This is a genomic window from Acidovorax sp. GW101-3H11, from assembly GCF_001633105.1.
Taxonomy (GTDB): domain Bacteria; phylum Pseudomonadota; class Gammaproteobacteria; order Burkholderiales; family Burkholderiaceae_C; genus Acidovorax.
Map to the genome: position 1 here is coordinate 26,189 of NZ_LUKZ01000035.1, position 26,132 is coordinate 52,320.

General features: G+C 65.2%; 28 protein-coding genes, 1 tRNA gene and 1 pseudogene. 16 read left to right on the forward strand and 14 right to left on the reverse strand.

Going from position 1 to position 26,132, the window contains the following annotated elements:
- Positions 1 to 69 precede the first annotated feature (69 nt).
- From A1D30_RS23400 to A1D30_RS23420, 5 genes are all read left to right on the forward strand, one after another.
- Positions 70 to 411 carry a hypothetical protein gene (locus A1D30_RS23400; protein ID WP_063463133.1) on the forward strand — a complete coding sequence of 114 codons (342 nt, stop codon included), beginning with the start codon at positions 70 to 72 and terminating at the stop codon, positions 409 to 411.
- A 198-nt stretch (positions 412 to 609) separates the two neighbouring features.
- The gene (gene aroQ / locus A1D30_RS23405) at positions 610 to 1,086 is read left to right on the forward strand and encodes a type II 3-dehydroquinate dehydratase (RefSeq protein WP_063463134.1); all 477 of its coding nucleotides are present in this window, start codon (positions 610 to 612) and stop codon (positions 1,084 to 1,086) included.
- A gap of 30 nt (positions 1,087 to 1,116) precedes the next feature.
- Positions 1,117 to 1,530: an alternative ribosome rescue aminoacyl-tRNA hydrolase ArfB gene (gene arfB, locus A1D30_RS23410; RefSeq protein ID WP_063463135.1), complete on the forward strand. Its 414-nt coding sequence runs from the start codon at positions 1,117 to 1,119 to the stop codon at positions 1,528 to 1,530.
- Between the two features lie 121 nt (positions 1,531 to 1,651).
- Positions 1,652 to 2,473 (forward strand): class III extradiol ring-cleavage dioxygenase, encoded by an 822-nt coding sequence (locus A1D30_RS23415; protein WP_063463136.1) that lies wholly within the window; start codon positions 1,652 to 1,654, stop codon positions 2,471 to 2,473.
- A 52-nt stretch (positions 2,474 to 2,525) separates the two neighbouring features.
- Positions 2,526 to 3,176 (forward strand): alpha/beta fold hydrolase, encoded by a 651-nt coding sequence (locus tag A1D30_RS23420; protein WP_063463137.1) that lies wholly within the window; start codon positions 2,526 to 2,528, stop codon positions 3,174 to 3,176.
- A gap of 27 nt (positions 3,177 to 3,203) precedes the next feature.
- On the opposite strand, the gene A1D30_RS23425 is transcribed toward A1D30_RS23420, so the two are convergent.
- Positions 3,204 to 3,671, reverse strand: coding sequence for an Lrp/AsnC family transcriptional regulator (locus A1D30_RS23425; RefSeq protein WP_063463138.1), 468 nt, complete (start codon positions 3,669 to 3,671; stop codon positions 3,204 to 3,206).
- A 148-nt stretch (positions 3,672 to 3,819) separates the two neighbouring features.
- On the opposite strand from A1D30_RS23425, the gene A1D30_RS23430 reads away from it, so the two are divergent.
- Positions 3,820 to 5,124 carry a methionine gamma-lyase gene (locus tag A1D30_RS23430; protein ID WP_063463139.1) on the forward strand — a complete coding sequence of 435 codons (1,305 nt, stop codon included), beginning with the start codon at positions 3,820 to 3,822 and terminating at the stop codon, positions 5,122 to 5,124.
- Here the strand turns inward: A1D30_RS23430 and A1D30_RS23435 are convergent.
- Positions 5,072 to 5,545 (reverse strand): Lrp/AsnC family transcriptional regulator, encoded by a 474-nt coding sequence (locus A1D30_RS23435; protein ID WP_063463140.1) that lies wholly within the window; start codon positions 5,543 to 5,545, stop codon positions 5,072 to 5,074. The genes A1D30_RS23430 and A1D30_RS23435 overlap by 53 nt on opposite strands.
- 103 nt (positions 5,546 to 5,648) lie before the next feature.
- Between A1D30_RS23435 and mdeB the strand changes: the two genes are divergently transcribed.
- The gene (gene mdeB, locus A1D30_RS23440; protein ID WP_063463141.1) at positions 5,649 to 8,327 is read left to right on the forward strand and encodes an alpha-ketoglutarate dehydrogenase; all 2,679 of its coding nucleotides are present in this window, start codon (positions 5,649 to 5,651) and stop codon (positions 8,325 to 8,327) included.
- 243 nt (positions 8,328 to 8,570) lie between these two features.
- Positions 8,571 to 8,804 carry a hypothetical protein gene (locus tag A1D30_RS23445; RefSeq protein ID WP_063463142.1) on the forward strand — a complete coding sequence of 78 codons (234 nt, stop codon included), beginning with the start codon at positions 8,571 to 8,573 and terminating at the stop codon, positions 8,802 to 8,804.
- A 36-nt stretch (positions 8,805 to 8,840) separates the two neighbouring features.
- On the opposite strand, the gene A1D30_RS23450 is transcribed toward A1D30_RS23445, so the two are convergent.
- The 8 genes from A1D30_RS23450 to A1D30_RS23485 all read right to left on the reverse strand — a co-directional run bounded on the left by A1D30_RS23450 (position 8,841) and on the right by A1D30_RS23485 (position 15,970).
- Positions 8,841 to 9,815 (reverse strand): threo-3-hydroxy-L-aspartate ammonia-lyase, encoded by a 975-nt coding sequence (locus A1D30_RS23450; protein ID WP_063463143.1) that lies wholly within the window; start codon positions 9,813 to 9,815, stop codon positions 8,841 to 8,843.
- A gap of 69 nt (positions 9,816 to 9,884) precedes the next feature.
- Complete coding sequence (locus A1D30_RS23455; RefSeq protein ID WP_199866041.1) at positions 9,885 to 10,562, reverse strand: PAS domain-containing protein; 678 nt, start codon at positions 10,560 to 10,562, stop codon at positions 9,885 to 9,887.
- A gap of 148 nt (positions 10,563 to 10,710) precedes the next feature.
- Positions 10,711 to 11,541, reverse strand: a complete 831-nt coding sequence (locus A1D30_RS23460; RefSeq protein ID WP_063463144.1) for a M90 family metallopeptidase — start codon at positions 11,539 to 11,541, stop codon at positions 10,711 to 10,713.
- Between the two features lie 37 nt (positions 11,542 to 11,578).
- Positions 11,579 to 12,367, reverse strand: coding sequence for a UDP-2,3-diacylglucosamine diphosphatase (locus A1D30_RS23465; RefSeq protein WP_063463145.1), 789 nt, complete (start codon positions 12,365 to 12,367; stop codon positions 11,579 to 11,581).
- Positions 12,368 to 12,403: 36 nt separating this feature from the next.
- Positions 12,404 to 12,931 carry a peptidylprolyl isomerase gene (locus tag A1D30_RS23470; protein WP_063463146.1) on the reverse strand — a complete coding sequence of 176 codons (528 nt, stop codon included), beginning with the start codon at positions 12,929 to 12,931 and terminating at the stop codon, positions 12,404 to 12,406.
- A 22-nt stretch (positions 12,932 to 12,953) separates the two neighbouring features.
- Entirely contained in the window at positions 12,954 to 13,535 is a 582-nt protein-coding gene (locus tag A1D30_RS23475; RefSeq protein WP_063463147.1) for a peptidylprolyl isomerase, read from the reverse strand.
- Entirely contained in the window at positions 13,532 to 14,818 is a 1,287-nt protein-coding gene (locus A1D30_RS23480; protein WP_063463209.1) for a L,D-transpeptidase family protein, read from the reverse strand. Before A1D30_RS23480 ends, A1D30_RS23475 begins: the two co-directional genes overlap by 4 nt.
- A 75-nt stretch (positions 14,819 to 14,893) precedes the next feature.
- Positions 14,894 to 15,970, reverse strand: a complete 1,077-nt coding sequence (locus A1D30_RS23485) for a tetratricopeptide repeat protein (protein WP_063463148.1) — start codon at positions 15,968 to 15,970, stop codon at positions 14,894 to 14,896.
- A gap of 226 nt (positions 15,971 to 16,196) precedes the next feature.
- On the opposite strand from A1D30_RS23485, the gene cysS reads away from it, so the two are divergent.
- The 7 genes and pseudogenes from cysS to A1D30_RS23520 all read left to right on the forward strand — a co-directional run bounded on the left by cysS (position 16,197) and on the right by A1D30_RS23520 (position 23,224).
- The gene (cysS, locus tag A1D30_RS23490) at positions 16,197 to 17,576 is read left to right on the forward strand and encodes a cysteine--tRNA ligase (protein ID WP_063463149.1); all 1,380 of its coding nucleotides are present in this window, start codon (positions 16,197 to 16,199) and stop codon (positions 17,574 to 17,576) included.
- 47 nt (positions 17,577 to 17,623) lie between these two features.
- Positions 17,624 to 18,298: a DNA-3-methyladenine glycosylase gene (locus A1D30_RS23495; protein WP_063463150.1), complete on the forward strand. Its 675-nt coding sequence runs from the start codon at positions 17,624 to 17,626 to the stop codon at positions 18,296 to 18,298.
- Between the two features lie 99 nt (positions 18,299 to 18,397).
- A complete protein-coding gene (locus A1D30_RS23500) occupies positions 18,398 to 19,375 on the forward strand; it encodes an acetyl-CoA carboxylase carboxyltransferase subunit alpha (protein ID WP_063463151.1) in 978 nt (325 codons plus the stop codon).
- A 200-nt stretch (positions 19,376 to 19,575) separates the two neighbouring features.
- Entirely contained in the window at positions 19,576 to 21,426 is a 1,851-nt protein-coding gene (locus A1D30_RS23505) for a methyl-accepting chemotaxis protein (RefSeq protein ID WP_082836598.1), read from the forward strand.
- Positions 21,427 to 21,579: 153 nt separating this feature from the next.
- Positions 21,580 to 22,530, forward strand: coding sequence for a tRNA lysidine(34) synthetase TilS (tilS, locus tag A1D30_RS23510; protein WP_063463152.1), 951 nt, complete (start codon positions 21,580 to 21,582; stop codon positions 22,528 to 22,530).
- 64 nt (positions 22,531 to 22,594) lie between these two features.
- Positions 22,595 to 23,065, forward strand: a pseudogene (locus tag A1D30_RS25075) (ACT domain-containing protein); the annotation flags it as partial.
- 66 nt (positions 23,066 to 23,131) lie between these two features.
- Positions 23,132 to 23,224 (forward strand) — tRNA-Ser (locus tag A1D30_RS23520).
- Positions 23,225 to 23,348: 124 nt separating this feature from the next.
- Here the strand turns inward: A1D30_RS23520 and A1D30_RS25735 are convergent.
- Entirely contained in the window at positions 23,349 to 23,834 is a 486-nt protein-coding gene (locus A1D30_RS25735) for a hypothetical protein (protein WP_131798531.1), read from the reverse strand.
- A gap of 89 nt (positions 23,835 to 23,923) precedes the next feature.
- Positions 23,924 to 24,181 carry a helix-turn-helix transcriptional regulator gene (locus A1D30_RS23525; RefSeq protein WP_063463154.1) on the reverse strand — a complete coding sequence of 86 codons (258 nt, stop codon included), beginning with the start codon at positions 24,179 to 24,181 and terminating at the stop codon, positions 23,924 to 23,926.
- 60 nt (positions 24,182 to 24,241) lie between these two features.
- Between A1D30_RS23525 and A1D30_RS23530 the strand changes: the two genes are divergently transcribed.
- A complete protein-coding gene (locus tag A1D30_RS23530) occupies positions 24,242 to 24,736 on the forward strand; it encodes a zinc ribbon domain-containing protein (protein ID WP_063463155.1) in 495 nt (164 codons plus the stop codon).
- A 61-nt stretch (positions 24,737 to 24,797) separates the two neighbouring features.
- Here the strand turns inward: A1D30_RS23530 and A1D30_RS25400 are convergent, their stop codons facing one another.
- A complete protein-coding gene (locus A1D30_RS25400) occupies positions 24,798 to 25,196 on the reverse strand; it encodes a helix-turn-helix domain-containing protein (protein WP_109791020.1) in 399 nt (132 codons plus the stop codon).
- Positions 25,197 to 25,335: 139 nt separating this feature from the next.
- On the reverse strand, positions 25,336 to 26,058 hold the full coding sequence (locus A1D30_RS25740; protein ID WP_131798532.1) for a hypothetical protein: 723 nt from the start codon (positions 26,056 to 26,058) through the stop codon (positions 25,336 to 25,338).
- Positions 26,059 to 26,132 lie beyond the last annotated feature (74 nt).

Consider the following 26,132-nt stretch of genomic DNA (forward strand, 5'->3'; position numbering starts at 1 on the left):
TTGGTGCGTTGTGTACCGGTGAGGGCCCTTGCCACCTGGCGGTGGGCTTTCATTTAACAGGAGATTTCCATGACGAAAACCCGTTCTCTTTATGCCATGGCCGCTTCGGCTGGCGTGGCCCTGGCTTTGCTGGCCGGTGCTGGCGCCGCCCAGGCCCGTGACGTCAATTGGTCGGTTGGCGTTGGCGTGCCCGGCGTGGTGATCGGTGCCAGCAATGGCTACTACGCCCCCGCCCCGGTGTACGTGGCGCCGCCCCCCCCGGTGTATTACGCGCCGCCCCGGCCCGTGTATTACAACGCCCCGCCCGCTTATTACGCCCCCCCACCCGTGGTGTATTACGGTGATGGCTACCGGCACCATCGCCATCACCGCCACCATGGTCACGGCCATGGTCGCCACTGGGACCGTTGATCAGCCTGGCCCCTGCGGGCTGATTCTTCACCAACCTCTTGGGCGCGAGTCGCTCACAGGCAGCGTTGCACAGGCTGCCTTTTACAGCGGTCCCTCGGGGCCGCTTTTTTATTGGGGCGGCCGCTGCGCTGGGGCGCCGCATAATCCCGCACTCTGGCCTGCCAGCGTGGCAGGCGCATTGCCCCGGAGACCTTGTCTGTGACTGCCCATAAAACCGTTTTTGTCCTGAATGGCCCCAACCTGAACCTGCTGGGCACGCGCGAGCCCGCCGTCTACGGGGCCCAAACACTGGCCGATGTGGAGAAGCTCTGCGCCGAAGCCTGCCAGCGCCATGGCTATGCGCTGCGTTTTCACCAAAGCAACCACGAGGGCGCGCTGGTGGACTGGATTCACGAGGCGGGCCGCCTGCACGCGGCGGGCGAGCTGGCCGGTGTGGTGATCAACGCCGGGGCCTACACCCACACCAGCATTGCGCTGCACGATGCCATCAAGGGCACGGGCATCACGCTGATCGAGCTGCACATCAGCAACGTGCATGCGCGCGAGGCCTACCGCCACCATTCGTACATGGCCGCCGCCGCCAAGGCGGTGATGTGCGGCTTTGGCGTGCTGGGCTATGGCCTGGCGATTGACGGCCTGGCGCAACTGCTGGCCCAGCAGCAGCCTGCGGCCTGATGGCCGGGCGCGCGGGCTTCTTCTATTTGTATGGCCCCGCTGCCCCTGCAGGTCTCTGAGGACGAGGTCGAAATCACCGCCATGCGCGCCCAGGGCGCGGGTGGGCAGAACGTCAACAAGGTGTCGAGCGCCGTCCACCTGCGGTTTGACGTGGCGGCCTCGTCGCTGCCCGAGGGCGTGAAAGAGCGCCTGCTGGCCCTGCGCGACACCCGCATCACGCAAGAGGGCGTGGTGGTCATCAAGGCCCAGCAGTACCGCAGCCAGGAGCAGAACCGCGCCGACGCACTGGCGCGGCTCAACGCCCTGGTCAACACCGTGGCCGTGCCGCCCCGGGTGCGCCGCGCCACCAAGCCCACTTATGGATCGCAACAGCGCCGCCTGCAGGGCAAGACCCAGCGCAGCGAGACCAAGGCGCTGCGAGGGCGGGTGCGCGACGGCTCTTGATAGCGGGGGGGCATTGCCAGGGCTTGATTGGCATCACCCATAGAACAATCTGTCTGCCCCGCAGGGCTTGGTGCGGGCGCCCGTCCGGCCTACAGTGAGGGCATTCACGGATGAAACTGCCATGACCGCTGTTGCCCACGCCCCCTCCACCACTGTTCCAGCCCTGTTCGTATCGCATGGCGCGCCGCTGTTTGCGGTGGATGCCGGTACCACCGGCCCCGCGCTCACGCAGTGGGGCCAGGGCCTGAAGGCGCAATACCCCGGCCTGCGCGGTGTGGTGGTGATGTCGCCGCACTGGATGGCGCGCTCGGTGCAGGTGATGACCGGCCCGCAGCCTGCCACCTGGCATGACTTTGGCGGCTTTCCGCCCGCGCTGTACGAGCTGCAGTACCCCGCCCCCGGCTCGCCCGCGCTGGCGCAAGAGGTGCTGGGCCTGCTGCAGGCGGCTGGTGTGGCCGCGCAGGGTGATGCCGCGCGCCCCTTTGACCATGGCGCCTGGGTGCCGCTGATGCATTTGTTCCCCGAGGCCGATGTGCCCGTGGTGCAGGTGGCCCTGCCCGTGGGCGCGGGCCCGGCCGAGGTGTATGCGCTGGGCGCCGCCTTGCGCAGCCTGCGCGCCCAGGGCGTGCTGGTGCTGGGCTCGGGCAGCATGACGCACAACCTGGCCGAGTTTTTTGGCGGCGAGCGTGCGCCCGCGCCCTATGTGCTGGAGTTCAGCCGCTGGATCGAAGCCGCGCTGGCCCGTGGCGACATGGCGGCGCTGCTCAACTACCGCAGCCAGGCGCCCCACGCCCACCGCGCGCACCCCACCGAAGACCACTTTTTGCCCATCTTCTTTGCGCTGGGTGCGGCGGGCGACGACCTGCACGCAAACTACTTGAGCCGCGAGGTGATGTACAGCATGCTGTCGATGGATGCGTTTGCGCTGGAGCCGGTGCATTGATGCTGCATCGGTCCTGCATTTTCTAAGTCAAAACTGCCCCTGGCGCCTGTCTATGCTCAATCTACCGCTCACATTTTTGCAGCGCACCGCTGCCGCCACCACGCCCCGCCCCTGGCTGTTGGTGCTGATGCACGGTGTGGGCAGCAACGAGCAGGATCTGTTCAGCCTGTCGCCGCAAATCCCCGAGCGCTTTCATGTGCTGAGCCTGCGCGCGCCGTTCCGCATGGGGCCGGGCTCGCATGCGTGGTTTGATTTTTCCATCGAGCCCAATGGCGACCGCTCCATCAACGAAGAGCAAGAGGCCCAAAGCCGCGCCCTGGTGGCTCAGGCGGTGGAGTCTGCCGCCGAGCAACTGGGCATTCCGCCCGAGCGGGTGGTGGTGGGCGGCTTCAGCCAGGGCGGCATCATGGCGCTGTCGCTGCTGCTGACAAAGCCCGCGCTGATGCACGCCGGCCTGGTGTGGCACAGCCGCCTGCTGCCACAGGTGGTGCCCCTGACGGCCCCGGCCGATGCGCTGCGGGGCAAGCGGCTGTGGCTGAGCCATGGCACCCACGACAACGTGATCCCCCTGGCCAACGCCCTGGCCATTGCGCACCACATGGCGCCGCTGCCGGTGGCGGTGACGTACCACGAGTTCCCCAGCGCGCACGAGATTCGGCCGTCGGAGCTGGCGGCCACGGTGACGTGGCTGGAGTCGCTCTGACCACGCCGACCGCGTTCTGAGCGAAGCTCACACCGGCAGCGCCATGGTGCGCTTCACTTCCTTGAGCGAAAAGCTTGTCGAAATCTCGCGCACCCCCGGCAGGCTGCGTACATGGGTGCGCACGTATTCGGCAAACGATTCCAGGTCGGCCGCCACCACTTCCAGCTGGTAGTCGTAGCGGCCCGAGAGGTTGTGGCACGACAGCACCTGGGGCATGGCCATCACCTCGCGCTCCAGGGCCGAGGTGGTCTCGGCCGTGTGGTCGTGCAGCGCCAGTTGCACAAAGCCCAGCACACCCCAGCCCACGCGCTGGCGGTGCAGGTGGGCGTGGTAGCCCGCAATCACCCCGGCTTCTTCCAGCGCCCGCACGCGCCGCCAGCATGGCGAGGTGGACAGCGACACCGCCTCGGCCAGGTCGCCCACGGTGGCGCGACCGTCGCGCTGCAGGGCGTTGAGCAGGGTGCGGTCCACGGGGTCGAGCGGGTAGGGATGCATAGTGGTCGGGTGGTGAGGATTTTGGGCAAATTTTGCCCTTTGGATTGATTTTTGAGGCAAAGAAGGCGAAATTTTGCCTGTCGATGAGTTCAAGAATCTCCGCATCCGACCCGCATCCTGTCTGTGGTCGGCCCACCAGGAGACACGCATGACCCGCACCACCGACCGCAGCCCCGCCACCGGCTTCAGCACCCGCGCCATCCACCACGGCTACAACCCGGCCGACCACCAGGGCGCGCTGGTGCCGCCCATCCACACCTCGGCCACCTATGCTTTCCCCGATGTGGCCTACGGCGCGCGCTGCTTTGCGGGCCAGGAGCCCGGCTACTTCTATACCCGCATCGCCAACCCCACGCTGGCGCTGCTCGAAGGGCGGCTGGCGGCGCTGGAAGAAGGCGCTGGCGCGGTGGTGTTTGGCTCGGGCATGGGCGCCATCACGGCCACGCTGTGGTCCATGCTGGAGCCGGGCGACGAGATCCTGGCCGACCTCACGCTCTACGGCTGCACCTTCTCGTTCTTGCACCATGGCTTGGGCCGCTTTGGCGTGACGGTGCGCCATGTGGACATGACCGACCCCGCCCGCGTGGCCGAGGCGCTGACCGCCAAGACCCGCGTGCTCTACCTCGAAACCCCCGCCAACCCCAACATGCGCCTGGTGGACATCGCTGCCGTGTCGGCCCTGGCCCACGCCCAGGGGGCCAAGGTGGTGGTGGATAACACCTACTGCACGCCCTATCTGCAGCAGCCGCTGCTACTCGGTGCCGATGTGAGCGTGCACTCCATGACCAAGTACCTGGGCGGCCATGGCGATCTGACCGCAGGCGCGGCGGTGTTTGCCGATGCCGAGCTGGCCCAGCGCGTGCGCCTGTACGGCCTGAAAGACATGACCGGCGCCGTGATGTCGGCACAAGACGCCCACCTGGTGATGCGCGGCCTGAAAACCCTGGCGCTGCGCATGGACCGCCACTGCCAAAGCGCGCAGAAGGTGGCCGAATTCATCGCCGCCCACCCGGCTGCGGCGGCCGTGCACTACCCCGGCCTGCCCAGCTTTGCGCAGCACGCGCTGGCAAAGCAGCAGATGCGTCAGATGGGCGGGATGATCGCTTTTGAGCTGCGCGGCGGCCTGCAGGCGGGCGTGCGCTTCATGGACGCGCTGCAGCTCGTCACCCGCGCCGTGAGCCTGGGCGATGCCGAAACCCTGGCCCAGCACCCGGCCAGCATGACGCATTCCACCTACACACCCGAGCAGCGCGCCGCCCACGGCATTGCCGAAGGCCTGGTGCGCCTGTCGGTGGGGTTGGAAGACCTGGACGACCTGCTGGCCGACATCGGCCAGGCGTTGGACCTGGCCCACGCCATGGACCTCAGTGCTGGCATCAGCGCTGGCATCCACGCCGGGCTCAGCCCCGAGCGTGTGGCAGCGGCAGAGCCGTCTTGTAGCGCACCTGCTTGAGCGCGAAGCTGGAGCGGATTTTTTCCAGCCCCGGGATCGGCGAAAGCTGCTCCAGGATGAAGCGCTCCAGCGCCGCAATGTCGGGCAACGCCACGCGGATGAGGTAGTCGGAGTCGCCGCTCATCAGGTAGCACTCCATCACCTCGTCGTGCTCGGCAATGCGCCGCTCAAAGTCGGCCAGCGCCTCCTTGTTCTGCGTTTTCAGGCTGATGCTGATGAACACATTGAGCCCCAGCCCCAGCGCCGCCGCGTTGGCCAGCGCCACATAGCGGGCGATCACGCCCGCCGCCTCCAGCGCCTTGACCCGCGCCAGGCAGGGCGAAGGCGACAAGTGCACGCGCCGCGCCAGCTCCACGTTGGAGAGCGAACCATCGGCCTGCAACTCGGCCAGAATGCGCAGATCGGTCACGTCAAGCTTCATATGCTGTCATTTCTTTTTGATGCGGCATATTGTGCTTTTGAAGTCGCCAGAAATGCGCGTTTCGGCATCACATTTTTGCCCAACCCTTCTACAGTGTGCTCCCATGAACGCCCCACTGCCCCCCCACCTCCTCAGCCCCCAGGACACCCTGGCCGACATCGACCCGCAAGAGACCGCCGAATGGCGCGATGCCTTCCTGGCCCTGGTGGCCACCGAAGGCCCCGAGCGCGCGCGGTTTGTGCTGCAGGAGCTGGTGCGCCTGGCCCGCACCCAGCGCGTGGGCTGGCAGCCGCAGCTCAACACGCCGTATGTGAACACCGTGGCGGCCCAGGCGCAGCCCGCGTTTCCGGGCGACCTGGCGGTGGAAGAGCGCCTGGCGTCCATCATGCGCTGGAACGCGCTGGCCATGGTGGTGCGGGCGAATCAAGCGTATGGCGAGCTGGGCGGGCACATCGCCAGTTACGCCAGTGCGGCCGATTTGTTTGAGAGCGGCTTCAACCACTTCTTCCGCGCGCGCGAAGGCGTGGGCGAGGGCCAGCACCGGGGCGATCTGGTGTTCTTTCAACCGCACAGCGCGCCCGGCGTGTATGCGCGGGCGTTTCTGGAGGGGCACTTCACCGAGAACGACCTGCAGCACTACCGGCAGGAAATCACCGCCCCCCACGCGGGCGCGCAGGGGCTGTCGAGCTACCCGCACCCCTGGCTGATGCCGGACTTCTGGCAGTTCCCCACCGGCTCCATGGGCATTGGCCCCATCAGCAGCATCTACCACGCGCGCTTCATGCGCTACCTCACGCACCGCAACCTGCTCGACTGCTCGGCGCGCAAAGTCTGGGGCGTGTTTGGCGACGGCGAGATGGACGAGCCCGAATCCATGAGCGCCCTGACCCTGGCCGCGCGCGAAGGCCTCGACAACCTGGTGTGGGTGGTTAACTGCAACCTGCAGCGCCTGGACGGCCCGGTGCGCGGCAACGGCCGCATCATCGACGAGCTGGAGCGCCTGTTTGCGGGCGCGGGCTGGAACGTGGTCAAGCTGGTCTGGGGCAGCGACTGGGACGGCCTGTTTGCCCGCGACCTCACCGGCGCGCTGGTGCGCACGCTGGAAGGCACGGTGGACGGCCAGATGCAGACCTTCGCCGCCAAGGACGGCCGCTTCAACCGCGACAACTTCTTTGGCCAGAACCCCGAGCTGGCCGCGCTGGCCCAGGGCATGACGGACGAGCAGATCGACCGCCTCAAGCGCGGCGGGCACGACCTGGTGAAGATCCATGCCGCCTATGCCGCAGCAAGCGCCCATAAGGGCCAGCCCACCGTGATCCTGGCCCACACCAAAAAGGGCTACGGCATGGGCACGGCGGGGCAGGGCAAGATGACCACGCACAGCCAGAAGAAGCTGGACGACACCGACCTCATCGAATTCCGCAACCGCTTCAACCTGCCGCTCACCGACGAGCAGGCGACCAGCCTGGCGTTCTACAAGCCTGCCGAAGACAGCCCGGAGATGCAATACCTGCGCCGTCACCGCCAGCAACTGGGCGGCTACCTGCCCCGGCGCCAGACGGACTGCGACGTGTTGCCCGTGCCGCCCCTGGCCAGCTACGCCCAGTTTGCGCTGCAGGCCGATGGCAAGGAGATGAGCACCACCATGGCCTTTGTGCGCATGCTGGGCACGCTGCTGAAGGACGCCACGTTAGGCCCGCGCATCGTGCCCATCGTGGCCGACGAGGCGCGCACCTTCGGCATGGCCAACCTGTTCAAGCAGGTCGGCATCTACAGCAGCGTGGGCCAGCGCTACGCGCCCGAGGACATCGGCTCGGTGCTGAGCTACCGCGAGGCGCTGGATGGGCAGATCCTCGAAGAAGGCATCAGCGAAGCGGGTGCGATTGCGAGCTGGACAGCAGCCGCCACCAGCTACAGCGTGCACGGCCTGGCCATGCTGCCGTTCTACATCTACTACTCGATGTTCGGCTTTCAGCGCGTGGGCGACGCCATCTGGGCCGCCGCTGACCAGCGCGCGCGCGGCTTTTTGCTGGGCGCCACCTCGGGCCGCACCACGCTGGGTGGCGAAGGCCTGCAGCACCAGGACGGCACCAGCCACCTCGTGGCCGCCACCATCCCTAACTGCAAGGCCTACGACCCGGCCTACGCAGGCGAGATGGCCGTGATCATCGACGCAGGCATGCGCGAGATGGTGACCGAGCAGCGCGACGTTTTCTACTACGTCACGCTGATGAACGAGAACTACGCCCAACCCGACCTGCCCGCAGGTGCTGCAGACGGCGTCTTGCGTGGGTGCTATATATTTAGGAGCTATCAGGGCAATGTGGACGCGCGCAAAGGCCTGATTTCTTCCCAAAATGCCGTCACCCTGATGGGTTCCGGCGCCATCCTGACCGAGGTGGTCAAGGCCGCAGAACAACTCGCCAGCGACGGCCTGGATGTGACCGTGCTCAGCGTCACCAGCTGGAGCGAACTGGCCCGCGACGGCGTGGCCTGCGAACAGCGCGCGCTGGCGGGTGAAGAAGGGGTTGACCCCGGCACCCCCTGGCTTGCCACCCAACTGGCAGCCACCAGCGGGCCCGTGGTGGCTGCCACCGACTACGTGCGCGCCGTGCCCGAGACAGTGCGCGCATTTATCCCCGAAGGGCGCAAGTACATCACCCTGGGCACCGATGGCTTTGGCCGCAGCGACACGCGGGCTGCGCTGCGGGAGTTTTTTGGGGTGGATGCGCAGGCCGTGGCACGTGCTGCCCGCAGCGCGGTGGGGCGGCAAAAGGCATAAGCCTGCGAGCGGGCCGCGCCCCGCGCGAGGTCACTTCGGGCGCCGAAGGACAGGTGCTCAGAAGACGGGGTGTAGTTGGCTCGGCACCAACAACCCCTGCACCCGCACCTCCAGCGCCTTGCGCGCTTGGGGATCTGCCACCCGGCCCAGCGGACCGCCCAGCAAACTTAGGGTCGAACACATTGCCCAGCCTGTAGCAGCTTCCTAGAATGGGTTGCAACCGAGCAACTGCCGGAGGGCACCATGGCACATGTCAGCTGGGACCACAACCCGCCTACCACCTGGACCGCGATGGTGGATGGGCAAGCGATCTGCTCCGTCAAGCGCAAAGACATCGGGGGGTGGACCGCCGCCTGGGAGGACGAGCGCCTGTGGCCCGCGCCGGCCCATCTGCCCAAGGCCATGCCCCAGCCGATGCGGTTCTTCAGCAGCCTGGAAGAGGCCCAGGCGGCGGTGGAGCAGGCGCTGTCGGCGTGACGTCTTTTCAGGCTGGCGGGGCCGGGCGGGGGCCCGTCACCTCGCCACCAAGGCGCAAAACCGTGCCAGGTCCACGTTGCCGCCGCTGATGAGCACGCCCACGCGCTGGCCCTTGAGTTCGCTCTGCATGGCCCGTGCGGCGGCAAAACCAAGGCAACCGGTGGGCTCCACCACCAGCTTCATGCGCTCGGCAAAAAAGCGCATGGCATCCACCAGCTGCTCGTCCGTCACCGTGAGGATGTCGTCCACATCGCGGCGGATGATGGCGAAGGTGATGTGGCCCAGGTGCTGGGTTTGCGCACCATCGGCAATGGTGGTGGGCGTGTCGATGTGCACGATGGAACCGCTGCGGAACGACTGCTGTCCGTCGTTGCCCGCTGCGGGCTCCACGCCATAGAGTTTGGTCTGGGGCGACAGCGCCCGCGTGGCCAGGGCCGAGCCCGACAGCAGCCCGCCGCCGCCCAGGCACACAAAGAATGCATCCAGCGGGCCGACCTCCTCGAACAACTCCTTGGCGGCCGTGCCCTGGCCGGCCAACACATCCGCGTGGTCGTAGGGCGGGATCAGCGTGAGGCCATGGCGTTCGGCCAGGTCGCGGGTGAGCTGCTCGCGGTCCTGGGTGTAGCGGTCAAAGAACACCACCTGGGCGCCATAACCCTGCGTGGCGGCCACCTTGGCGGCGGGCGCGTCCTGCGGCATGAGGATGGTGGCTGGAATGCCCAGCTCGCGCGCGGCCAGCGCAATGCCCTGCGCGTGGTTGCCTGAGGAGAACGCGACCACCCCGGCCTTGCGCTGCGCGGGGCTGAACTGGGCGAGCGCGTTGTAGGCCCCTCGGAACTTGAACGCGCCCATGCGCTGCAGGTTCTCGCACTTGAAGAACACCTGGGCGCCAAATTCTTCGTTGACGGTGCGCGAGGTGAGCACCGGCGTGCGGTGGGCCACCCCTGCAATGCGGCCAGCGGCGGCCACCACATCGTCGTAGGTGGGGAGGGCGGGGAGGGTTGATGCCATGGTGAAGTCCGGGTGGGAAGTGGAAAAGTCAGATGCGGCGGGTGCGGCAGGCCGAGTTGTGGGGCCGTGTCATTTCACGTCGCCATACACCGTGGCGCGTGACACGCCCAGGTGCTGCGCCACGACCTCCATGGCGCGGCGCACCTCCAGGCTGCCCGATGCCTTGAGTTCGCGCAGCAGCGCACGTCGCTCGGCCGCCTTGAGCGCACGTGGCGCCGACGACAGCCGCGCCGCGAACTGGTCAATGCGCTGGCGGATGGCTTCGGCCCCGGCGGGGTCCAGCGATTCCTTGAGCCCCGTGTCGCCATCCGTGGCAGTGAACTGGCCCACCACGCTCTGCAGGCTGCGAAACAGCGTGAGGTCCACGTTTAGGCACAGCGCGGCGATGTAGTGGCCCGAGGCGTCCTTGATGCCCACCGAGGTGCTCTTGGCCGGGCGCCCGTCAGCGAACTGGTTGGCGTAGTTGGCGACCACCTGCGGATAGTCTGGGTCCGCGATGCGTGTGAGTCCCATCTCGGTGGTGGGGTCGCCCACCATGCGCCCCGACAGGTTGTTGTGGATGGCCAGGATGGAGTGCTTGGGGTCCAGCAGGTCGTGCACCACCACCTCGCAAAACGGTGCAAATGTGGCGGCGAGGCCTTGTGCAACCTGCTCGATCTGCGAAAGCAGGGCGGCTTGTTCGGCTGTGCGCGCAGGTGTTCGCTGGCGGGTGCGGGGGCGGGCTGGCGCGGGGGCGTGTGCAGGCATGGCGGCAATTTATCCAGAATTGGATAAATTGTCAAAATGTGGACTTCTTGTCTTGGCGGTTGTTCATTGCATGTCCACACCGTCCTGGCATCGGCAAACAAAGGCAATGCCTGTGGGGGCTTGTCACTCCCGGTGTGGCTTTGCCCCGTCAGTTCGCGTGGGTGGGGCGCTGAAAGAAAGTGTCCAGCACCGGCATCAACCCCGGAAACTCCTGCGCAAACCGAGCGCGGCTCACGAAGTACGCCTCGCAGGCCACGGCGAAGAACTCGGACTGCGAGGTGGCGCCGTAGGCGTCCAGCCAGGGGCGTTCTGCGCCGAAGCGCTCGGCCTTGATGACTGCTTCGCGGAAGTCCCGGTAGGCGGGCTCCCAGGCGTTCCACCAGGCTTCATAGGCAGCGCGGCCGGTGCGGGCGCCCATGAAGCCGGCAGGCAGGGGCGGGCAGCCGTTGGGTTCGCCACTTTTCATGTCGAGCTTGTGCACAAACTCGTGCACCACCACGTTGTGGCCGCGCGCGGTGTTTTCGGCGGCGTTGGCCACATGCTCCCAGCTCAGCATGATGGGGCCGCGCTCCATGGCTTCGCCCAGCAGTACCTGCGTGTGTTCATGCACCACACCGGCGTCGTCCATGGTCTTGCGGCGGGCTACGGCCTCGCCGGGGTGAAGCACGATGCCCACAAAGTCGTCGTACCAGGCGAGTGCCTTGGCGGGGTCGCCCCAATGCAAGAGGGGCAGGCAGGCCTGGGCTGCAATGTCGATGGCCATGGCATCGGTCACCACCAGGCCATGGGCACCGTGGAATTCCTTGTAGTGCAGGAAGAGGGCGCTGAGCGCGCGCAGCTTGGACTGGTCGTGCAGCGATAGCGCCGCCAGGAAGGGGTAGCGCTGCAGCGTTTGCAACCACAGCGTGGCGGAGATGTCGGGCACCGGGGCCACGGTGGAGCGCACGTGGCGCCAGAGCCGGTTGAGAAAAGGGGGCATGGCGATCAGGCTGCAAGGCGGTCAGGCCCCGCGCAGTTCAGGATCGCTGGTAGCTGGGGGCCAGTGCCACCCGTTCCAAGCCCGCGCCGGACAAACGCAGTGTTTCCACGCGGGGAGGCAATGCGGCGGCGTCCCAGTCGCTGAGCACCACGCGCTGCAGGCCCGGGGCCAGCAGGTGGCTGGCAGGCTTGTGGGTGTGGCCGTGGATGAGCGTGCGGGCACCTGCAGCCTGCAGCCAGGCAATGGCGGCGGGGCCGTCCACATCGGCATAGCTGGCGCCGGATTGTTTGCGTGCCTCGCTCTCCTGCCGGATGCCGCGCGCCTGTGCACGGCGTGTGGCCAGGGGCTGGGCCAGAAACTGCTGCTGCCACTCGGCGCTGCGCGCCTGCACCCGAAAACGCTGGTAGTCCACGTCATCCAGGCACAGCAGATCGCCATGGCTGAGCACAAAGCGCTGGCCACCAAACACCAGCACGGTGGGGTCGGCCAGGCCGGTGATGCCGCAATGCGCCAGGAAGGCCGGGCCCGCCAGAAAGTCGCGGTTGCCGTGCATGAAGAACACCGGCAGGCGCTGCGCGGCGGCCTGCAGGCTGGCGCAGCATGTGGCCTCGAAGCTGCCGGGCTCCTGCAGGGCATCGTCGCCTACCCACACCTCGAACAGGTCGCCCAGGATGAAGAGGGCGTCGGCCTGTGTGGTCTGCAGGTAGTGCAGCCAGGCGGCCACGGTGGCGGGCTCGCTGGCCTGCAGGTGCAGGTCCGAAATGAATTCGACTGTGCGCCAATGCGAGGGAGCGGCAAGCTCCTCGAACGGGGGCACGGTCGTCAACGGGGCGGCAGTCAAGGCCCGAATCAGGCGGTGGATTTACAGGGCCACGGCCTTGTCGATGACCACAGCGTCGAATGGCACGTCATCGTGGTAACCCTTGCGCGTGGTACGCACAGCCTTGATGGCGTCCACCACGTCCTGGCCCTTTACGACCTTGCCGAACACGGCATAGCCCCAGCCTTGCGCAGTGGGCGAGGTGTGGTTCAGGAAGCCGTTGTCCACCGTGTTGATGAAGAACTGGGCCGTGGCGCTGTGGGGGTCGCCGGTGCGGGCCATGGCCAGGGTGTACTTGTCGTTCTTCAGGCCGTTCTTGGCTTCGTTCTCGATGGGGGCTTGGGTTTCCTTTTGCTTCATGTCGGCCGTCATGCCGCCGCCCTGGACCATGAAGTTCTTGATCACGCGGTGGAACACGGTGCCGCTGTAGAAGCCGCTGTTCACGTAGCTCAGGAAGTTGGCCGTGGACTTGGGCGCATTCACAGCGTCCAGTTCGATGGTGATCACGCCCTGGGTGGCGGTTTCAGCCACGTTGATGGTCACGTGGAGTTCGACTTGTGGATTGCTCATAGCAGTGCTTTCTTCAAAAAATTCACTTCACCACGGTGGCGGAAGTGATGGTGATGGGGGTGGTGGGCACGTTCTGGTGCGGGCCCTTGTTGCCGGTGGCCACGGCCTTGATCTTGTCCACCACGGCGGTGCCTTCGACCACCTTGCCGAACACGGCATAGCCGTGGCCGTCAGGGCTGGGGGCGTTGAGCATGGCGTTGTCCTTCACGTTGATGAAGAACTGCGAGGTGGCCGAGTCGGGGTTGCCCGTGCGGGCCATGGCGATGGTGTAGGTGTCGTTCTTGAGGCCGTTCTTGGCTTCGAGTGCGATGGGGGCCTTGGTGGGCTTTTGCTGCATGTCGGCCGTGAAGCCGCCGCCCTGGATCATGAAGCCGTCGATCACACGGTGGAAGATCGTGCCGTCGTAGTGCTTGCTGTTCACGTAGGCCAGGAAGTTCTCGACCGTCTTGGGCGCCTTGGCGGCATCGAGCTGCACCACGATGTCACCCATCGAGGTGGCCAGCTTGACCTTGGGGGCGTCTTGCGCATGGACAGGTGCTACCGAAAAAATAGCTGCCAGGGCAATGCTGGCCAGCGCCAGGGTCGAATTTCTTCTGGAAATCATCCAATCACTCCTTCGAAAAATATCTGCCAATGTGGGCCCCGCCGCGTCCAGTATTGGCGCTTGGTCGGGCCCGTGCGGGCGCCTTCGGCGACTTCGCCGAACGTTACCACCATGGTGTCGGCCGAGTCTGTCCAGCGCAGGTAAGACTTGTCCTTGAGCTGGAGTTCCCGGCCCTTGAGCGCGCGGGTCTCGGCTTGCAACACCTGGGTCCATTCCTCCAGTGGCTTCTTGCGGTAGCTCTGGAAGTCGGGGGCGTAAAAACTCATCAGGCGCTTCATGTCGCCTTCGGTCTTGGCGGTGCGCCAGGCGTTGAGCACGGCTTCGAACGATTTGCGCTCGGCCGCCACGCTGTGGGGCTGCACCCACTGCAGCTGGCGCGCAATCACCACGGGGGTGGAGCGGGGTTCCACCGTGCGCAGGATGCGCTCCAGGTCGGGGTTGGCCAGCACCAGGCAGCCGTCGGTGGCCAGCGGGGCGCGCGCAAACTGGTCGGGGGGCGTGCCATGCAGCCAGATGCCGCTGCCCGTCTTGCCCCGGCTCTGGTCCAGCGGGTTGGGGTAGTTGATGGGCAGGGCGCCCGCGCCGTAGAAGTCCTTGAGCGTGGCGGGGTCGAGGCGGCTGGTGATGAAGTACACACCGAGCGGCGTGCGCTGGTCGCCCTCCACCTCTTTTTCGATGCCAAGCTTGCCCACCGACGCGTAGTAGTCGGCCACCAGCTGCAGGCCCTTGGGGGTGTTTTCAAACAGGTACAGGCGCGAGCGCGAGGCGTCCACCGCAATCGCGTGGCGCGAGCGGGGCGACAGCTCCAGGAACTGGGCCGGGACGCTGTTCTCCGGCGGGCGGCTGCGTTGCGCGTCCACCCGCTGGCGCGATTCGGTGCGCAGCTCGGAGAGGGTGGCAGCGGCCTGGAGGCTGCGGGCCGAGTCGGGCTCGGGCGCCACATCGCCCAGGTGGCGGATGGGGCGCGTGCGCGACATCAGCAGATCGCCCACGGCGAGCTGGGCGAGCTGGAAGTTGGGGTAGTCGCGCGCCAGGCTTTCGGCCTGCAGCAGGGCTTCGCGGCCCCGGCCTTCGGCCACGAGCTTGTACACAGCCATCAGGCGGGCTTCGGCCTGGCCGTCGCGCAGGGCTTCGGCAGAAACAGGCGGTGCCGAGGATGTTGCGCGCCGCTTCTTCTTTTCCTTGTCGCCCTGGGACATCGCGGGGGCGGCCAGCAGCAGGCCCGCCAGGCACAGGGCGGCGGTTGCCGCCAGGCGACCTGGTGCGGGCAAAGGCACAGACATGCGCGGCATCAGGGTCGGGTCAGGGCAAAAAAAAAGCCCGCGCAAGAGGCGCAGGCGCCGCGTCGGGGTTCACGGTCAACCGCCTGTGGATTCGCGAACAATGGCCCAGCGGCCGTTGCTGTTCACCAGATCCAGCGTCTTGCGGCTGGTCACGTTGAGCGCGTCGGCGCTGTAGGCCTGGCGAAAGCGGGCCGTGGCCTTGTCACCCTGGACCGACACGGCAATGTCGGACAGCTTCACGCTGATCTTGGACTTGCCCACGATGCGCGACTCGCGCTCTTTCTCCCAGGCGGCGCGGTTCTGGTTGCCCGGCGGGTCAAAAGACTTGTCGTAGGCGCCCAGGTAGGCCTTCATGTCCTTGGCGGCCCAGGCGGCGGCCCAGGCCTGCACGGCGGCTGTCACGGCCTGGGTGGATGCGTCGCTGGCGGCCGCAGGGGCCGGAGCCGGTGTGGGGGCGGGCGCTGTAGCCGCCGGGGTAGCGGCGGGCGCGGGGGCTGCCGCAGTTGCCGGGGCCGGGGTGGGGGCTGCGGGTGCAGGCGCTGCTGCGGCAGGAGCCGGGCGCTGCGTGGCCACCACGGCGGCGGGCACGGGGGCTGCCGCCGCAGGGCGGCCGGATTTGCTGGCCGCGTCGGCAGAGAACAGTTCTCGGATCAGGGCCAGCTTGGGCTTGACCGAGTTGGCGCTGGTGGCATCCAGCTGCAGGGCCTTGTTGTAGGCCTGGCTGGCCAGCTTGGCGTAGATGTCGCCCAGGTTTTCGTGCGCGGTGGCGTAGCTGGGGTTGGTGCGGATCGCCATTTCGAGTGCCGTGCGGGCCTTGTCCAGCTGGTTCTGGTTGGCGTAGAGCACGGCCAGGTTGTTGTAGGGCTCGGGCAGCTCGGGATACTCTTCCGTCAGCTTGGTGAAGGTGGTGATGGCCTCGCCCTGTTTGCCGCTGTCGGCCTGTGCCACGCCGCGCAGAAAGCGAAGCTGCGGGTCGCGCGGGGTGGCGGCCAGGCGCTGATCGGCTTTCACCAGGGCCTCGGCGGCCTTGCCGGTTTTCAGCAGTTGGGTGATGTCGGAGTAGTCCTCGGCATGGGCCACGCCCGCGCCCAGCAGCGCGGTCAGCGCCACCAGGCGCAGGAGTTGTGGAAGGGTGCGGAGGACTGGCTTCATGGGGATTCCGGGGGGTTGGGCAGCGGCCCGCCGGGGCGGGGGCTTATACTGCGGCGGATTGTAGCTGAGGGGGTTGTCATGACGGAACGCTGTTGCCGCGGGTGATTTTGCTGTATGCCCCCTGCCGGGCCAACCCCCGCCAAGGGCTCTGAGAATCTGTTCCAGGCCCTTAGCTGCCGGGTGAATTGCTTCACCCAACCACCCCTTCCCCCGTGACTGAAATCCCATGAGTTTGCGCATCTACAACACGCTGTCGCGTGCATTGGAGGATTTTTCCCCGCTCGAACCCTCACATGTGCGCATGTACGTGTGCGGCATGACCATTTATGACCTGTGCCACATTGGCCATGCGCGCATGATGATGGCTTTTGACGTGGTGCAGCGCTGGCTGAAAAGCAGCGGCTACCGCGTCACCTACGTGCGCAACATCACCGACATCGACGACAAGATCATCAAACGTGCGCTGGAGCGGGGCATCACCATCCGCCAGCTCACCGACGAGATGATTGCCGCGATGCACCAGGACATCGGCCTGCTGGGCATCGAGCCCCCCACCGTAGAGCCCCGCGCCACCGAATATGTGCCCCAGATGCTCTCGCTCATCGGCCGGCTCGAAGGCAAGGGCCTGGCCTACCGCGCGAGCAATGGTGACGTGAACTACTCGGTGCGCAAGTTCGACGGCTACGGCAAGCTCTCGGGCAAGTCGCTGGATGAACTGCGCGCGGGCGAGCGTGTGGCCGTGCTCGATGGCAAGGAAGACCCGCTCGATTTCGTGCTGTGGAAGGCCTCCAAGCCGGAGGAGCCGCCCGAGGCCAAGTGGGACAGCGAATTCGGCGCGGGCCGCCCCGGCTGGCACATCGAGTGCTCGGCCATGTGCGGCGCCACATTGGGCGAAACCTTCGACATCCATGGCGGCGGTGCAGACCTGCAGTTCCCTCACCACGAGAACGAGATCGCCCAGAGCGAAGGCGCCACCGGCCAGCTTTTGGCGAAGTTCTGGGTGCACAACGGTTTCGTGCGCGTGGACAACGAGAAGATGTCCAAGAGCCTGGGCAACTTCTTCACCATCCGCGACGTGCTCAAGACCTACGACGCGGAGACGCTGCGCTTCTTCATGGTGCGCGCCCACTACCGCAGCGCGCTGAACTACAGCGACGCCCACCTGGACGACGCACGCCAGGCCTTGAAGCGCCTGTACACGGCGCTGAGTCTGGTCGCCCCCGCCGAAGTGGTTGCCATCGACTGGAGCAATCCCTACGCCGCCCGCTTCAAGGCCGCGATGGACGAGGACTTCGGCACGCCCGAGGCCGTGGCCGTGCTGTTCGAGCTGGCGGGTGAGGTCAACAAGACCCGCTCGGCCGAGCTGGCAGGGCTGCTCAAGGCGCTGGGTGGTTGCCTGGGGCTGCTGCAGGGCGACCCCAGGGCCTTCCTGCAGGCCGGTGCAGGCGTGAACGAAGCCGACATCCAGGCGCAGATTGCGGCCCGCGCCGCTGCCAAGGCCGCCAAGAACTTCGCCGAGGCCGACCGCATCCGCCAGGCGCTGCTGTCCCAGGGCATCGTGCTCAAGGACTCCGCCGCAGGCACGACATGGGAAGCCGCGCAGTGATCCCCGTTTGTATGCAAAAAATGCCGCTACGGCGCATGGGGTAAGCCGTGGCAGCTTCTAAAAAGATAGCGGGCGACGCCGCAACGCCGCCGCTGGTGCTGGCCACGCCCGACTACTGGGCCGAGGCGTGCAAGCACCTCGTCAAAAAAGACCGGGTGATGAAACGCCTGATCCCGCAGTTTGGCGACGCCGCGCTGCAGACCAAAGGCGATCCCTTTATTACGCTGGCGCGCTCCATCGTGGGCCAGCAGGTGTCGGTGGCATCCGCCCAGGCGGTATGGGAGCGCCTGGTGGCGCTGCTGCCGCGTGGCATGAAGCCCGCCAGCGTGCTCAAGCTCAAGATTGACGACATGCGCGCCGCAGGCCTGTCGGCCCGCAAGGTGGACTACCTGGTGGACCTGGCCATGCACTTCGAGAGCGGCAAGCTGCATGTGAAGGACTGGGCAGCGATGGACGACGAGGCCATCATTGCCGAGCTGGTGGCCATTCGCGGCATCGGCCGCTGGACGGCCGAGATGTTTTTGATCTTCTATTTGATGCGGCCCAATGTATTGCCCCTGGACGATCCGGGGTTGATCACCGGCATCAGCCAGAATTACTTCTCGGGTGACCCTGTGAGCCGCAGCGATGCCCGCGAGGTGGCCGAGGCCTGGAAGCCCTGGTGCAGTGTGGCGACTTGGTATATTTGGCGGTCGCTCGACCCGCAGCCGGTTGCTTACTGACGCCCTCTGACGCGTTTGACCAAAAATCGTTAACCGTCGGTTACAGTGCGTGCCATTCATCGTGGCAGCCGCCCGGCGCGAGCCCCAAGGAGAACAACGTTGGCGAAAAAGACCTTTCTGGATTTCGAGCAGCCCATCGCAGAGCTGGAATCCAAAATTGAAGAACTGCGCTACGTGCAGACCGAGAGTGCCGTCGATATCTCGGAAGAGATCGACCAGCTGAGCAAAAAGAGCCAGCAGCTCACCAAAGACATTTACAGCGAGCTGTCGCCCTGGCAGATCACCAAGATCGCCCGCCACCCCGAGCGCCCCTACACGCTCGACTACGTGCGCGACATCTTCACCGACTTCGTGGAGCTGCACGGCGACCGCCACTATGCGGACGACCAGTCCATCGTGGGCGGCCTCGCGCGCTTCAATGGCCATGCCTGCATGGTCATCGGCCACCAGAAGGGCCGTGACACGAAGGAGCGCGCCATACGCAACTTCGGCATGAGCAAGCCCGAGGGCTACCGCAAGGCGCTGCGTCTCATGAAGACAGCCGAGAAGTTCAAGCTGCCCGTGTTCACCTTTGTGGACACGCCCGGCGCCTACCCCGGCATCGACGCCGAGGAGCGCGGCCAGTCCGAGGCCATCGGCCGCAACATCTTCGAGATGGCGCAGCTCGAAGTGCCCATCATCACCACCATCATTGGCGAAGGCGGCTCCGGCGGCGCGCTGGCCATCAGCGTGGCCGACCAGGTCGTGATGCTGCAGTACGCCATCTACTCGGTGATCAGCCCTGAAGGTTGCGCCTCCATCCTCTGGAAGACCAGCGACAAGGCCCAGGAAGCCGCCGACGCGCTGGGCATCACTGCCCACCGCCTGAAGGCGCTGGGCCTGGTGGACAAGATCGTGAGCGAGCCCGTGGGCGGCGCCCACCGCGACCACAAGCAGATGGCCGCCTTCCTCAAGCGCGCGCTGGGCGATGCCTTCCGCCAGGTGGCCGACCTCAAGGTCAAGGACCTGCTGGACCGCCGCTATGAGCGCCTGCAAAGCTACGGCCGCTTTGGTGACACCAAGGCGGACAGCCGCTGAATATCCTAGCTTCCTGAGCAGGTCGCGCTGGCGACCCGCTTCCGACGCGGCCCCAGCAGGGGCCGTTGTCGTTTCTGGGGCACTGTAGGAAGAGGGTGCGGCGGCGCGCAGCACGCCGTCGGCATTTCCCTATGGCGCACATGTTGCAACAAGATGTAGCATGTTTCGATGGCTCGTTGCGCGGGCCGAAGGAGTGTCGCATGTCGATGTTCAAGTCCCTCAAGGGGCAGATTCTGGTGTTGTCCACAATTTGCCTGGTGCTGGCCCTGCTGGTGCTGACGGTGGCGAACTTTCTGGTGGCGCGCAGCCAAGCGCGCGATGCGCTTCAAGAAGAGAGCCTGGCCACCGCCAAGAGCCATGTGGAAACCATTGAGGAGTGGGGGCGTGCCAAGGCCATGATTGTGGCGGCATCCATCGGCGCCTTTGAAGATCCGGATCCCGTCAAAACTCTGGCCATCCTGCGCGATGCCGGCAAGTTCTCTACTGTGTATTTCGGGTATGCGGACAAGAAGTACGTGTTCTCCGAGCAGCGCAACCTGCCCCCCGACTACGATCCCACTGCCCGGCCCTGGTACAAGCAGGCTGCGGCGGCCGGTGCATCCGTCATCACGCCGCCCTACATTTCAGCTTCGGACGGCAAGCTGGTCGTCACGTTTGCCACCCCTGTCGGGGCGGGCAGTGCGCTTAAAGGCGTGGCAGCTGGGGATGTGTCCATGGAGTCGGTCGTGGCCACGGTGGCGTCTGTCAAGCCCACGCCCACGAGTTTTGGCTTCATGGCCTCCGCCGACGGCAAGATCATTGCGCATCCAGATGCAGCGCTGACGCTCAAACCCCTGTCCGATCTGTCCAAGGATCTGTCCAGCGACAAGCTGAATGCTGCGGTTCAGTCCAAGACTATGGTGCCCGTGGAAATCAATGGACGTCAGCGCCTTCTGACAGTGGTGCCCATTTCGGGCTCCAACTGGATGCTGGTGGTGGCGCTGGATGAATCGGAAGCCATGGCACCCATTCGTACCATGCTCACCTCCTCGGTGTTGTCGAGCATCGTGGTGCTGGCGATAGCAGTGGCCCTGCTGGCGGCGGTGTTGACCCAGCGGCTGCGTAGGCTCACGCTGGTGCGCGACGCCATGCACGAGGTGGGAGCGGGCGATGGCGATCTTTCGCGCCGCATCGACACGCATGGCGAGGACGAACTGGCGCAGATCGCCGCCAGCTTCAACAGCTTTGCGGGCAAGCTCTCGGGCGTGCTGGCGCAGATCCGCGATGCCAGCAGCTCGGTGCGCGTGGCGGCCGAGGAGATCGCCACCGGCAACCACGACCTGAGCGGGCGCACCGAACTCACCGCGTCCAGCCTGCAGGAGACATCTGCTTCCATGCAGCAGCTCACCGAAACCGTGCGCCACAACGCAGACTCCGCCCGCCAGGCCAACCAGCTGGTGGCCCAGGCGTCCAACGTGGCCCAGCATGGCGGCCAGGTGGTGGGCAATGTGGTCACCACCATGGACCAGATCAATGCTGCGTCGCGAAAGATCAACGACATCATCGGCGTCATCGACGGCATTGCCTTCCAGACCAACATCCTCGCGCTGAACGCCGCCGTGGAAGCCGCTCGTGCAGGTGAACAAGGCCGGGGTTTTGCCGTGGTGGCAGGCGAGGTGCGCAGTCTGGCCCAGCGCAGCGCCGAGGCGGCGCGCGAGATCAAGACGCTGATCAACACCTCGGTGGAGCAGGTCGAGAACGGTTCGCGCCTGGTGCATGACGCAGGCACGACCATGAACGACATCGTCACCTCGGTGCAGCGCGTCACGGACATCATGGCCGAGATCACCGCCTCCACCAACGAGCAAAGCACCAGCATCAACGAGGTCGGCCAGGCCGTGGCACAGCTCGACCAGATGACCCAGCAGAACGCCGCGCTGGTGGAAGAAAGCGCCGCAGCGGCACAAAGCCTCAAGGACCAGTCGGTGCGGCTGTCTGAAGTGGTGGGCACCTTCCGCCTGTCCACGGACGCGTCGCACACCGCCCCGCGTTTGTCGGCGCCCGGCGGTTGAGGTGCTTTCGGCGCACGCAGGCTGGGTGACGGCGGGCGAGGGCGGGCGGGGGCGCCCGCGATAATCGGCGCCCATGCCCTGCTGCCCTGTTTGTTTTGCCGATCCTGCCTCTGCCCCTCGGCTAGGCCCCCGCCCGGCGCGAGGGCTGCTGGCATGACCCAATCCTTCGACGCCGCCCTGCAGGCTTTTGCGCCCGCACTGCCCCTGGCCGTGGCGCTGAGCGGGGGGGCGGATTCCACCGCCCTGCTGCTGGCCTGCGCCCGGCGTTGGCCTGGCCAGGTGCGGGCCATCCATGTGCACCATGGCCTGCAGGCAGCAGCCGATGGTTTCGAGCAGCATTGCATCGCGCTGTGCCAGCGGCTGGACGTGCCACTGGTGGTGCAGCGCCTCGATGCCCGCCACGCCCCCGGCCAGAGCCCGGAAGACGCAGCGCGACAGGCCAGATACCAGGCTTTTGAGGCCTTTGCGCGCGACCACATTCCAAAAAATGCTATTAAATCAATAGCATTGGCGCAGCATGCCGACGACCAGGCCGAAACCCTGTTGCTGGCGCTGTCGCGCGGGGCAGGCGTGGCAGGCCTGGCCGCGATGCCCGCCCGCTGGGAGCGCGCGGGCATCGTCTGGCACCGCCCCCTGCTGCAGGTGGCAGGGGCAGATGTGCGCCACTGGCTGCGCGCGCAGGGCCAAGCCTGGGTGGAAGACCCCACCAACACCGACGAGCGCTTCACGCGCAACCGCATCCGCGCCCAGTTGCTGCCTGCTCTGGACGCGGCATTCCCGTCTTTTCGCGACACCTTTGCGCGCTCGGCCGACAACGCCGCCCAGGCTGCCGAACTGCTGCACGAGCTGGCGCAGCAGGACCTGGCCCTGGTGGGGATGCCCCCACAGATCAAGGCCCTGCAGGGACTCAGCCGTGCACGGCAGGCCAACGTGCTGCGCCACTGGCTGCGTCTGGCCCACCACACCACGCCCGCTGCGGCGCAGCTGGGCGAGTTGCTCGACCAGATCCTGGCCTGCACCACCCGTGGCCATCAGATCCGCATCAAGGTGGGGCGTGGTTTTGTGGTGCGCTCAGGCTCTGGGCTGGATTGGTCCAGTCCTTAGGCCCGCAACCCTACGCGCACGCAACGCTGCGCCACAGCCGCCCACTGCGGCACTTGAAAGAACACAAAAAATGGAACAAGCCATCGTCTCCGGCATTTCCGTCAATCGTGACTTGGCCAAGGTCTCCGTGCTCGGTGTACCCCACCGACCCGGCATTGCCAGCCATATCCTGCGCACCCTGGCCGATGCGTACATTGAGGCGGGTGCGATCGTCCAGAACATGGGCAAGGACGGCAAGACCGATCTCAGCTTCACGCTGCATCGCAATGACTGCGCGCGCGCCATGGAACTGTTGCGGAATCCAGTGCTTCCCGCACTGGGCGCACGGGAAGTCGTGGGGGACACCGGTGTGTGCGAAGTCAGCATCGTTGGCACCGGCACGCGCAGCCATGTGGGTGTGGCCAGCAAGATGTTCGGCACGCTCCGCGAAGCGGGCATCCAGGCCCAGATGATCTCCGCCTCTGAGGCCAAGACCTCGGTGGTGATCGATGCAACGCAGGTGGAACTGGCCGTGCGCAGCCTGCGCGAGGCCTTCGCATGGGATCCGCAGGCCGCCCAGGCTGCCGGAATCGCCTCCGAAATGAGGCATAATAGCGGGATTGGAAACGTGACCGAGTGGCCGAAGGTGCTCCCCTGCTAAGGGAGTATGGGGTGTAGAGCCTCATCGAGGGTTCGAATCCCTCCGTTTCCGCCAAGATTGACCCTAAGTGATTGATTCACTTAGGGTTTTTTCTTTGGCGGGTGACATTCCCGCCCAAACACCCGCCCAAAGTCAACCCGGTAGGGTCTGCAATTGATTGCAGGATGCGGAGGGGGCTTCAAGGTGTTGTGCTCGGCACGAATCCATAGCCGGGATCGCGTGAAAAGGTGAAGCTAGACCGGATGGACTTGCCCTTTATCGGGTGTAGGGTCACTGTCACACGTAGCCGCTTGCGGCCCTCGTGAACATCCGCGCCCATGGGTTCGGGGAGTGCCACGTCTAGCCATAACTCCTTGCTTTCGTTTGTGGCGATGGTTCCCGCTACAGCCTTGCCACCAATTTTGGCCGTGAGGGCTGCACCGTCCAAGGTGGCTTGCACTTCCGTTCTGGCAATCTCGCCTACTGCACTGCCGTGATTTGTGATTTTGGCCTTGAAAGTGTTTTCGCCGTCGTTAAGGGCCAAGTACATCAGGGCTACCTCATCAATTCGCACATCGGGCTTCGGGGTCTGTCTCCAAGCTGCCCAGTACGTAGCACCCGCCCCCAAAAATGCACCTGCTACCCCAGCAGCGGCGATAGCCATGTTTGCATAGTCGCAATTCATCGTCTTCCCTCCTTGTTGTCCTAAGTCTAGGGGCTTGCAATCAGTTGCAGGCACCAAGAAGCCGCGTTGCAGCGGCTTATGTGTAGGGGTCAGGGAAGGGACGGGGTAAGGGCCGTGCCCTGTACGCGCATGCGGCGTTCTACATCCTTGAGCAAGTCCGACGGCGTGACGTCGAGTGCGTCACATAGGCGGAACATCAGGCGCACGCTCGGACTGTTGCGGCCAAGCTCAATCAGGGACACATAGTTGCGGTCAACCCCAGCCCGCAACGCCAAGTCCGTTTGCGTCCATTTCCGCTTTGTGCGTGCATGCCGCAGTGCCTGCCCGAATGCCTGATCTGGTTCCAAGTTGCTTGCTCAAAATATTGAGCAAGGTTCAGCCGTGATACCCTCAGAAATTCCGTATATATGCTGCAAAACGAGGAAGGAGCAAAACAAATGGCGATGACCACATGCAAGGAGTGCGGGAAGCCAGTCAGTACAGAGGCGAAGGCTTGCCCGCACTGTGGGGCAGCGGCTCCCGCTAAGAAGAAGGCCAAGGGAGGAATTGGCAAGTGGCTGCTGATCGTTTTCGCTATCGGCGTTGTCGCCGCCGTCTTACCGAAGAAAGACAAGGCTGCCGCATCGAGTGCAGCGCCGAAGGCTGTGGCGGTACAGCCCAAGGAAAAGAAGGCAGAGGCGAAGGCCGAAGCACCCAATACGGATCAATGCTTCTATCGAGGCAAGGCGCTGGCCGGTGTGTACCTTGCGAACTTCTCAAAGATGGCGAGTGCTGACGTGATGGCATCCAATGTCATGCGGGAGGGCTGCGATAAAGTTGCAGAGGAACAGAAGACGGGTGATGCCTGTGTTCGCTCTTGCGAGATTGGATTCAAGCAAGAGGCGCGAACGGCCTTCAAGTAGTAGGGCGCACTGCGTGCAATCAATTGCAAACAGCAATAAGCCCCATTGCTGGGGCGAGTGGCTACGGCCTTTCGGTCGCCATTACAGATTCAAAGATAGACCTGTTCAAAGCGGCTTCTTCCTCTTCTGGATCGGCAGGGATGCGGGCCAGAACCTCCTTCGCGGCCCACATGCGTTGCGATGGGTTCGGGGAGGAGAGGCCATCCGTGAATACTCTCAGTGCCTTGCGGCGTAAGTGCTTGTGGAATGCAGCATCGTCTAGGCTGCGGGAGTAAATCTCGTCTTCCAAGCGGGCATGGAATACGGGGTCTTGCATCCATGCTGTGACAGTCTGGGGACTGGTGCCCGCAAACTCGGCTGCTGCTGCCTGAGTCATGCCTTCTGCCAGTGCAATGACGGCTTTTATCTGTCGATTTGACAAGGGTTTTTGCGGGCTGGGCTTGGAATAGGCGACGGTCATAGGTTCACATTTGTTCTGGGTACTTCAACCTGTGGAATAGCGTTCCCCTGCCTTGGAATAGCGCGGCTGTTTGTCACGCTGGAAGAGGTCAGGGATAGGCGCGTATGGTGTTGGTGATGCCTACCCCTGAGCATCTTGCTTATGCCTTGGTGCCCGCAGCGCTATAGGGTCTGAAAGCGGTGTTCGCTGGCAAGGGTTTGTCAGTGCCTCCCAGAAGCTGCACAGCCAGTTGAGCACCATGGTTACGGAGGCTCCACGCATCTCCACGGCCACCCTGTGGAACTTGATCTTGTCGGGTCGGTGCGATCTGAGCAAAGGCGCTACGCTTGGCGTTGAACTGCTCCTGTGCGTCTTCCTTCTGGCGTCGAGCCAGGGCGTTGTCGATTTCGCCCCGCAACTCCTTGAGGGTGACGGTATCGCGGGAGGGTTTGGCGGGCACCTTGGGGGTGTTCGCGGCGCGGCGCGGTGCTGATGCGGTGGACTGAGGTTGATTCGGTGCGAGTCCTTGCCGCTGGCGTTCCTCTTCCACTTGCTGGCGCTGCTGCGGCTGGGTCGGTTTTGCAATTGATTGCACGGGCGCTGCCTTTGCAATTGATTGCAGGACGGGTGCCGCTTTCGCCACGGTCTGCGGCGTGGGCTTACTACCACGCAGGATTTCAGCGAACCCCAGGCCGGTGGGCTTGGACTGGGCGGGCGCTTCTCCCTTGAATACGTGGCGCAGTTGGGACAGGTCGAGCATATTGTCTTCTCCTTTGTCGGATTTGAGGACGCGGAAGGGGATGCGATTTGCACCACGGGTAACCAGAGAAATGAAAGCCACTTTCGCTTCTTTCATCTGGCGCATAGTCGTTTTCACTCTCATGGTTGGGCCTCGTTAGTGGAAGGTTGATGATGAATTTCATTATATGAAATAGTTATGAGAAATTCAATCTATAT

Excerpts from the sequence above, each read along its gene's own strand:
- A1D30_RS23400 (WP_063463133.1), top strand. The coding sequence starts at position 70 with ATGACGAAAACCCGTTCTCTTTATGCCATGGCCGCTTCGGCTGGCGTG.
- arfB (WP_063463135.1), top strand. The coding sequence starts at position 1,117 with ATGGCCCCGCTGCCCCTGCAGGTCTCTGAGGACGAGGTCGAAATCACC.
- A1D30_RS23415 (WP_063463136.1), top strand. The coding sequence starts at position 1,652 with ATGACCGCTGTTGCCCACGCCCCCTCCACCACTGTTCCAGCCCTGTTC.
- A1D30_RS23420 (WP_063463137.1), top strand. The coding sequence starts at position 2,526 with ATGCTCAATCTACCGCTCACATTTTTGCAGCGCACCGCTGCCGCCACC.
- A1D30_RS23425 (WP_063463138.1), bottom strand. The coding sequence starts at position 3,671 with ATGCATCCCTACCCGCTCGACCCCGTGGACCGCACCCTGCTCAACGCC.
- A1D30_RS23430 (WP_063463139.1), top strand. The coding sequence starts at position 3,820 with ATGACCCGCACCACCGACCGCAGCCCCGCCACCGGCTTCAGCACCCGC.
- A1D30_RS23435 (WP_063463140.1), bottom strand. The coding sequence starts at position 5,545 with ATGAAGCTTGACGTGACCGATCTGCGCATTCTGGCCGAGTTGCAGGCC.
- mdeB (WP_063463141.1), top strand. The coding sequence starts at position 5,649 with ATGAACGCCCCACTGCCCCCCCACCTCCTCAGCCCCCAGGACACCCTG.
- A1D30_RS23445 (WP_063463142.1), top strand. The coding sequence starts at position 8,571 with ATGGCACATGTCAGCTGGGACCACAACCCGCCTACCACCTGGACCGCG.
- A1D30_RS23450 (WP_063463143.1), bottom strand. The coding sequence starts at position 9,815 with ATGGCATCAACCCTCCCCGCCCTCCCCACCTACGACGATGTGGTGGCC.
- A1D30_RS23455 (WP_199866041.1), bottom strand. The coding sequence starts at position 10,562 with ATGCCTGCACACGCCCCCGCGCCAGCCCGCCCCCGCACCCGCCAGCGA.
- A1D30_RS23460 (WP_063463144.1), bottom strand. The coding sequence starts at position 11,541 with ATGCCCCCTTTTCTCAACCGGCTCTGGCGCCACGTGCGCTCCACCGTG.
- A1D30_RS23470 (WP_063463146.1), bottom strand. The coding sequence starts at position 12,931 with ATGAGCAATCCACAAGTCGAACTCCACGTGACCATCAACGTGGCTGAA.
- A1D30_RS23475 (WP_063463147.1), bottom strand. The coding sequence starts at position 13,535 with ATGATTTCCAGAAGAAATTCGACCCTGGCGCTGGCCAGCATTGCCCTG.
- A1D30_RS23480 (WP_063463209.1), bottom strand. The coding sequence starts at position 14,818 with ATGTCTGTGCCTTTGCCCGCACCAGGTCGCCTGGCGGCAACCGCCGCC.
- A1D30_RS23485 (WP_063463148.1), bottom strand. The coding sequence starts at position 15,970 with ATGAAGCCAGTCCTCCGCACCCTTCCACAACTCCTGCGCCTGGTGGCG.
- cysS (WP_063463149.1), top strand. The coding sequence starts at position 16,197 with ATGAGTTTGCGCATCTACAACACGCTGTCGCGTGCATTGGAGGATTTT.
- A1D30_RS23505 (WP_082836598.1), top strand. The coding sequence starts at position 19,576 with ATGTCGATGTTCAAGTCCCTCAAGGGGCAGATTCTGGTGTTGTCCACA.
- tilS (WP_063463152.1), top strand. The coding sequence starts at position 21,580 with ATGACCCAATCCTTCGACGCCGCCCTGCAGGCTTTTGCGCCCGCACTG.
- A1D30_RS25735 (WP_131798531.1), bottom strand. The coding sequence starts at position 23,834 with ATGAATTGCGACTATGCAAACATGGCTATCGCCGCTGCTGGGGTAGCA.
- A1D30_RS23530 (WP_063463155.1), top strand. The coding sequence starts at position 24,242 with ATGCTGCAAAACGAGGAAGGAGCAAAACAAATGGCGATGACCACATGC.
- A1D30_RS25400 (WP_109791020.1), bottom strand. The coding sequence starts at position 25,196 with ATGACCGTCGCCTATTCCAAGCCCAGCCCGCAAAAACCCTTGTCAAAT.
- A1D30_RS25740 (WP_131798532.1), bottom strand. The coding sequence starts at position 26,058 with ATGAGAGTGAAAACGACTATGCGCCAGATGAAAGAAGCGAAAGTGGCT.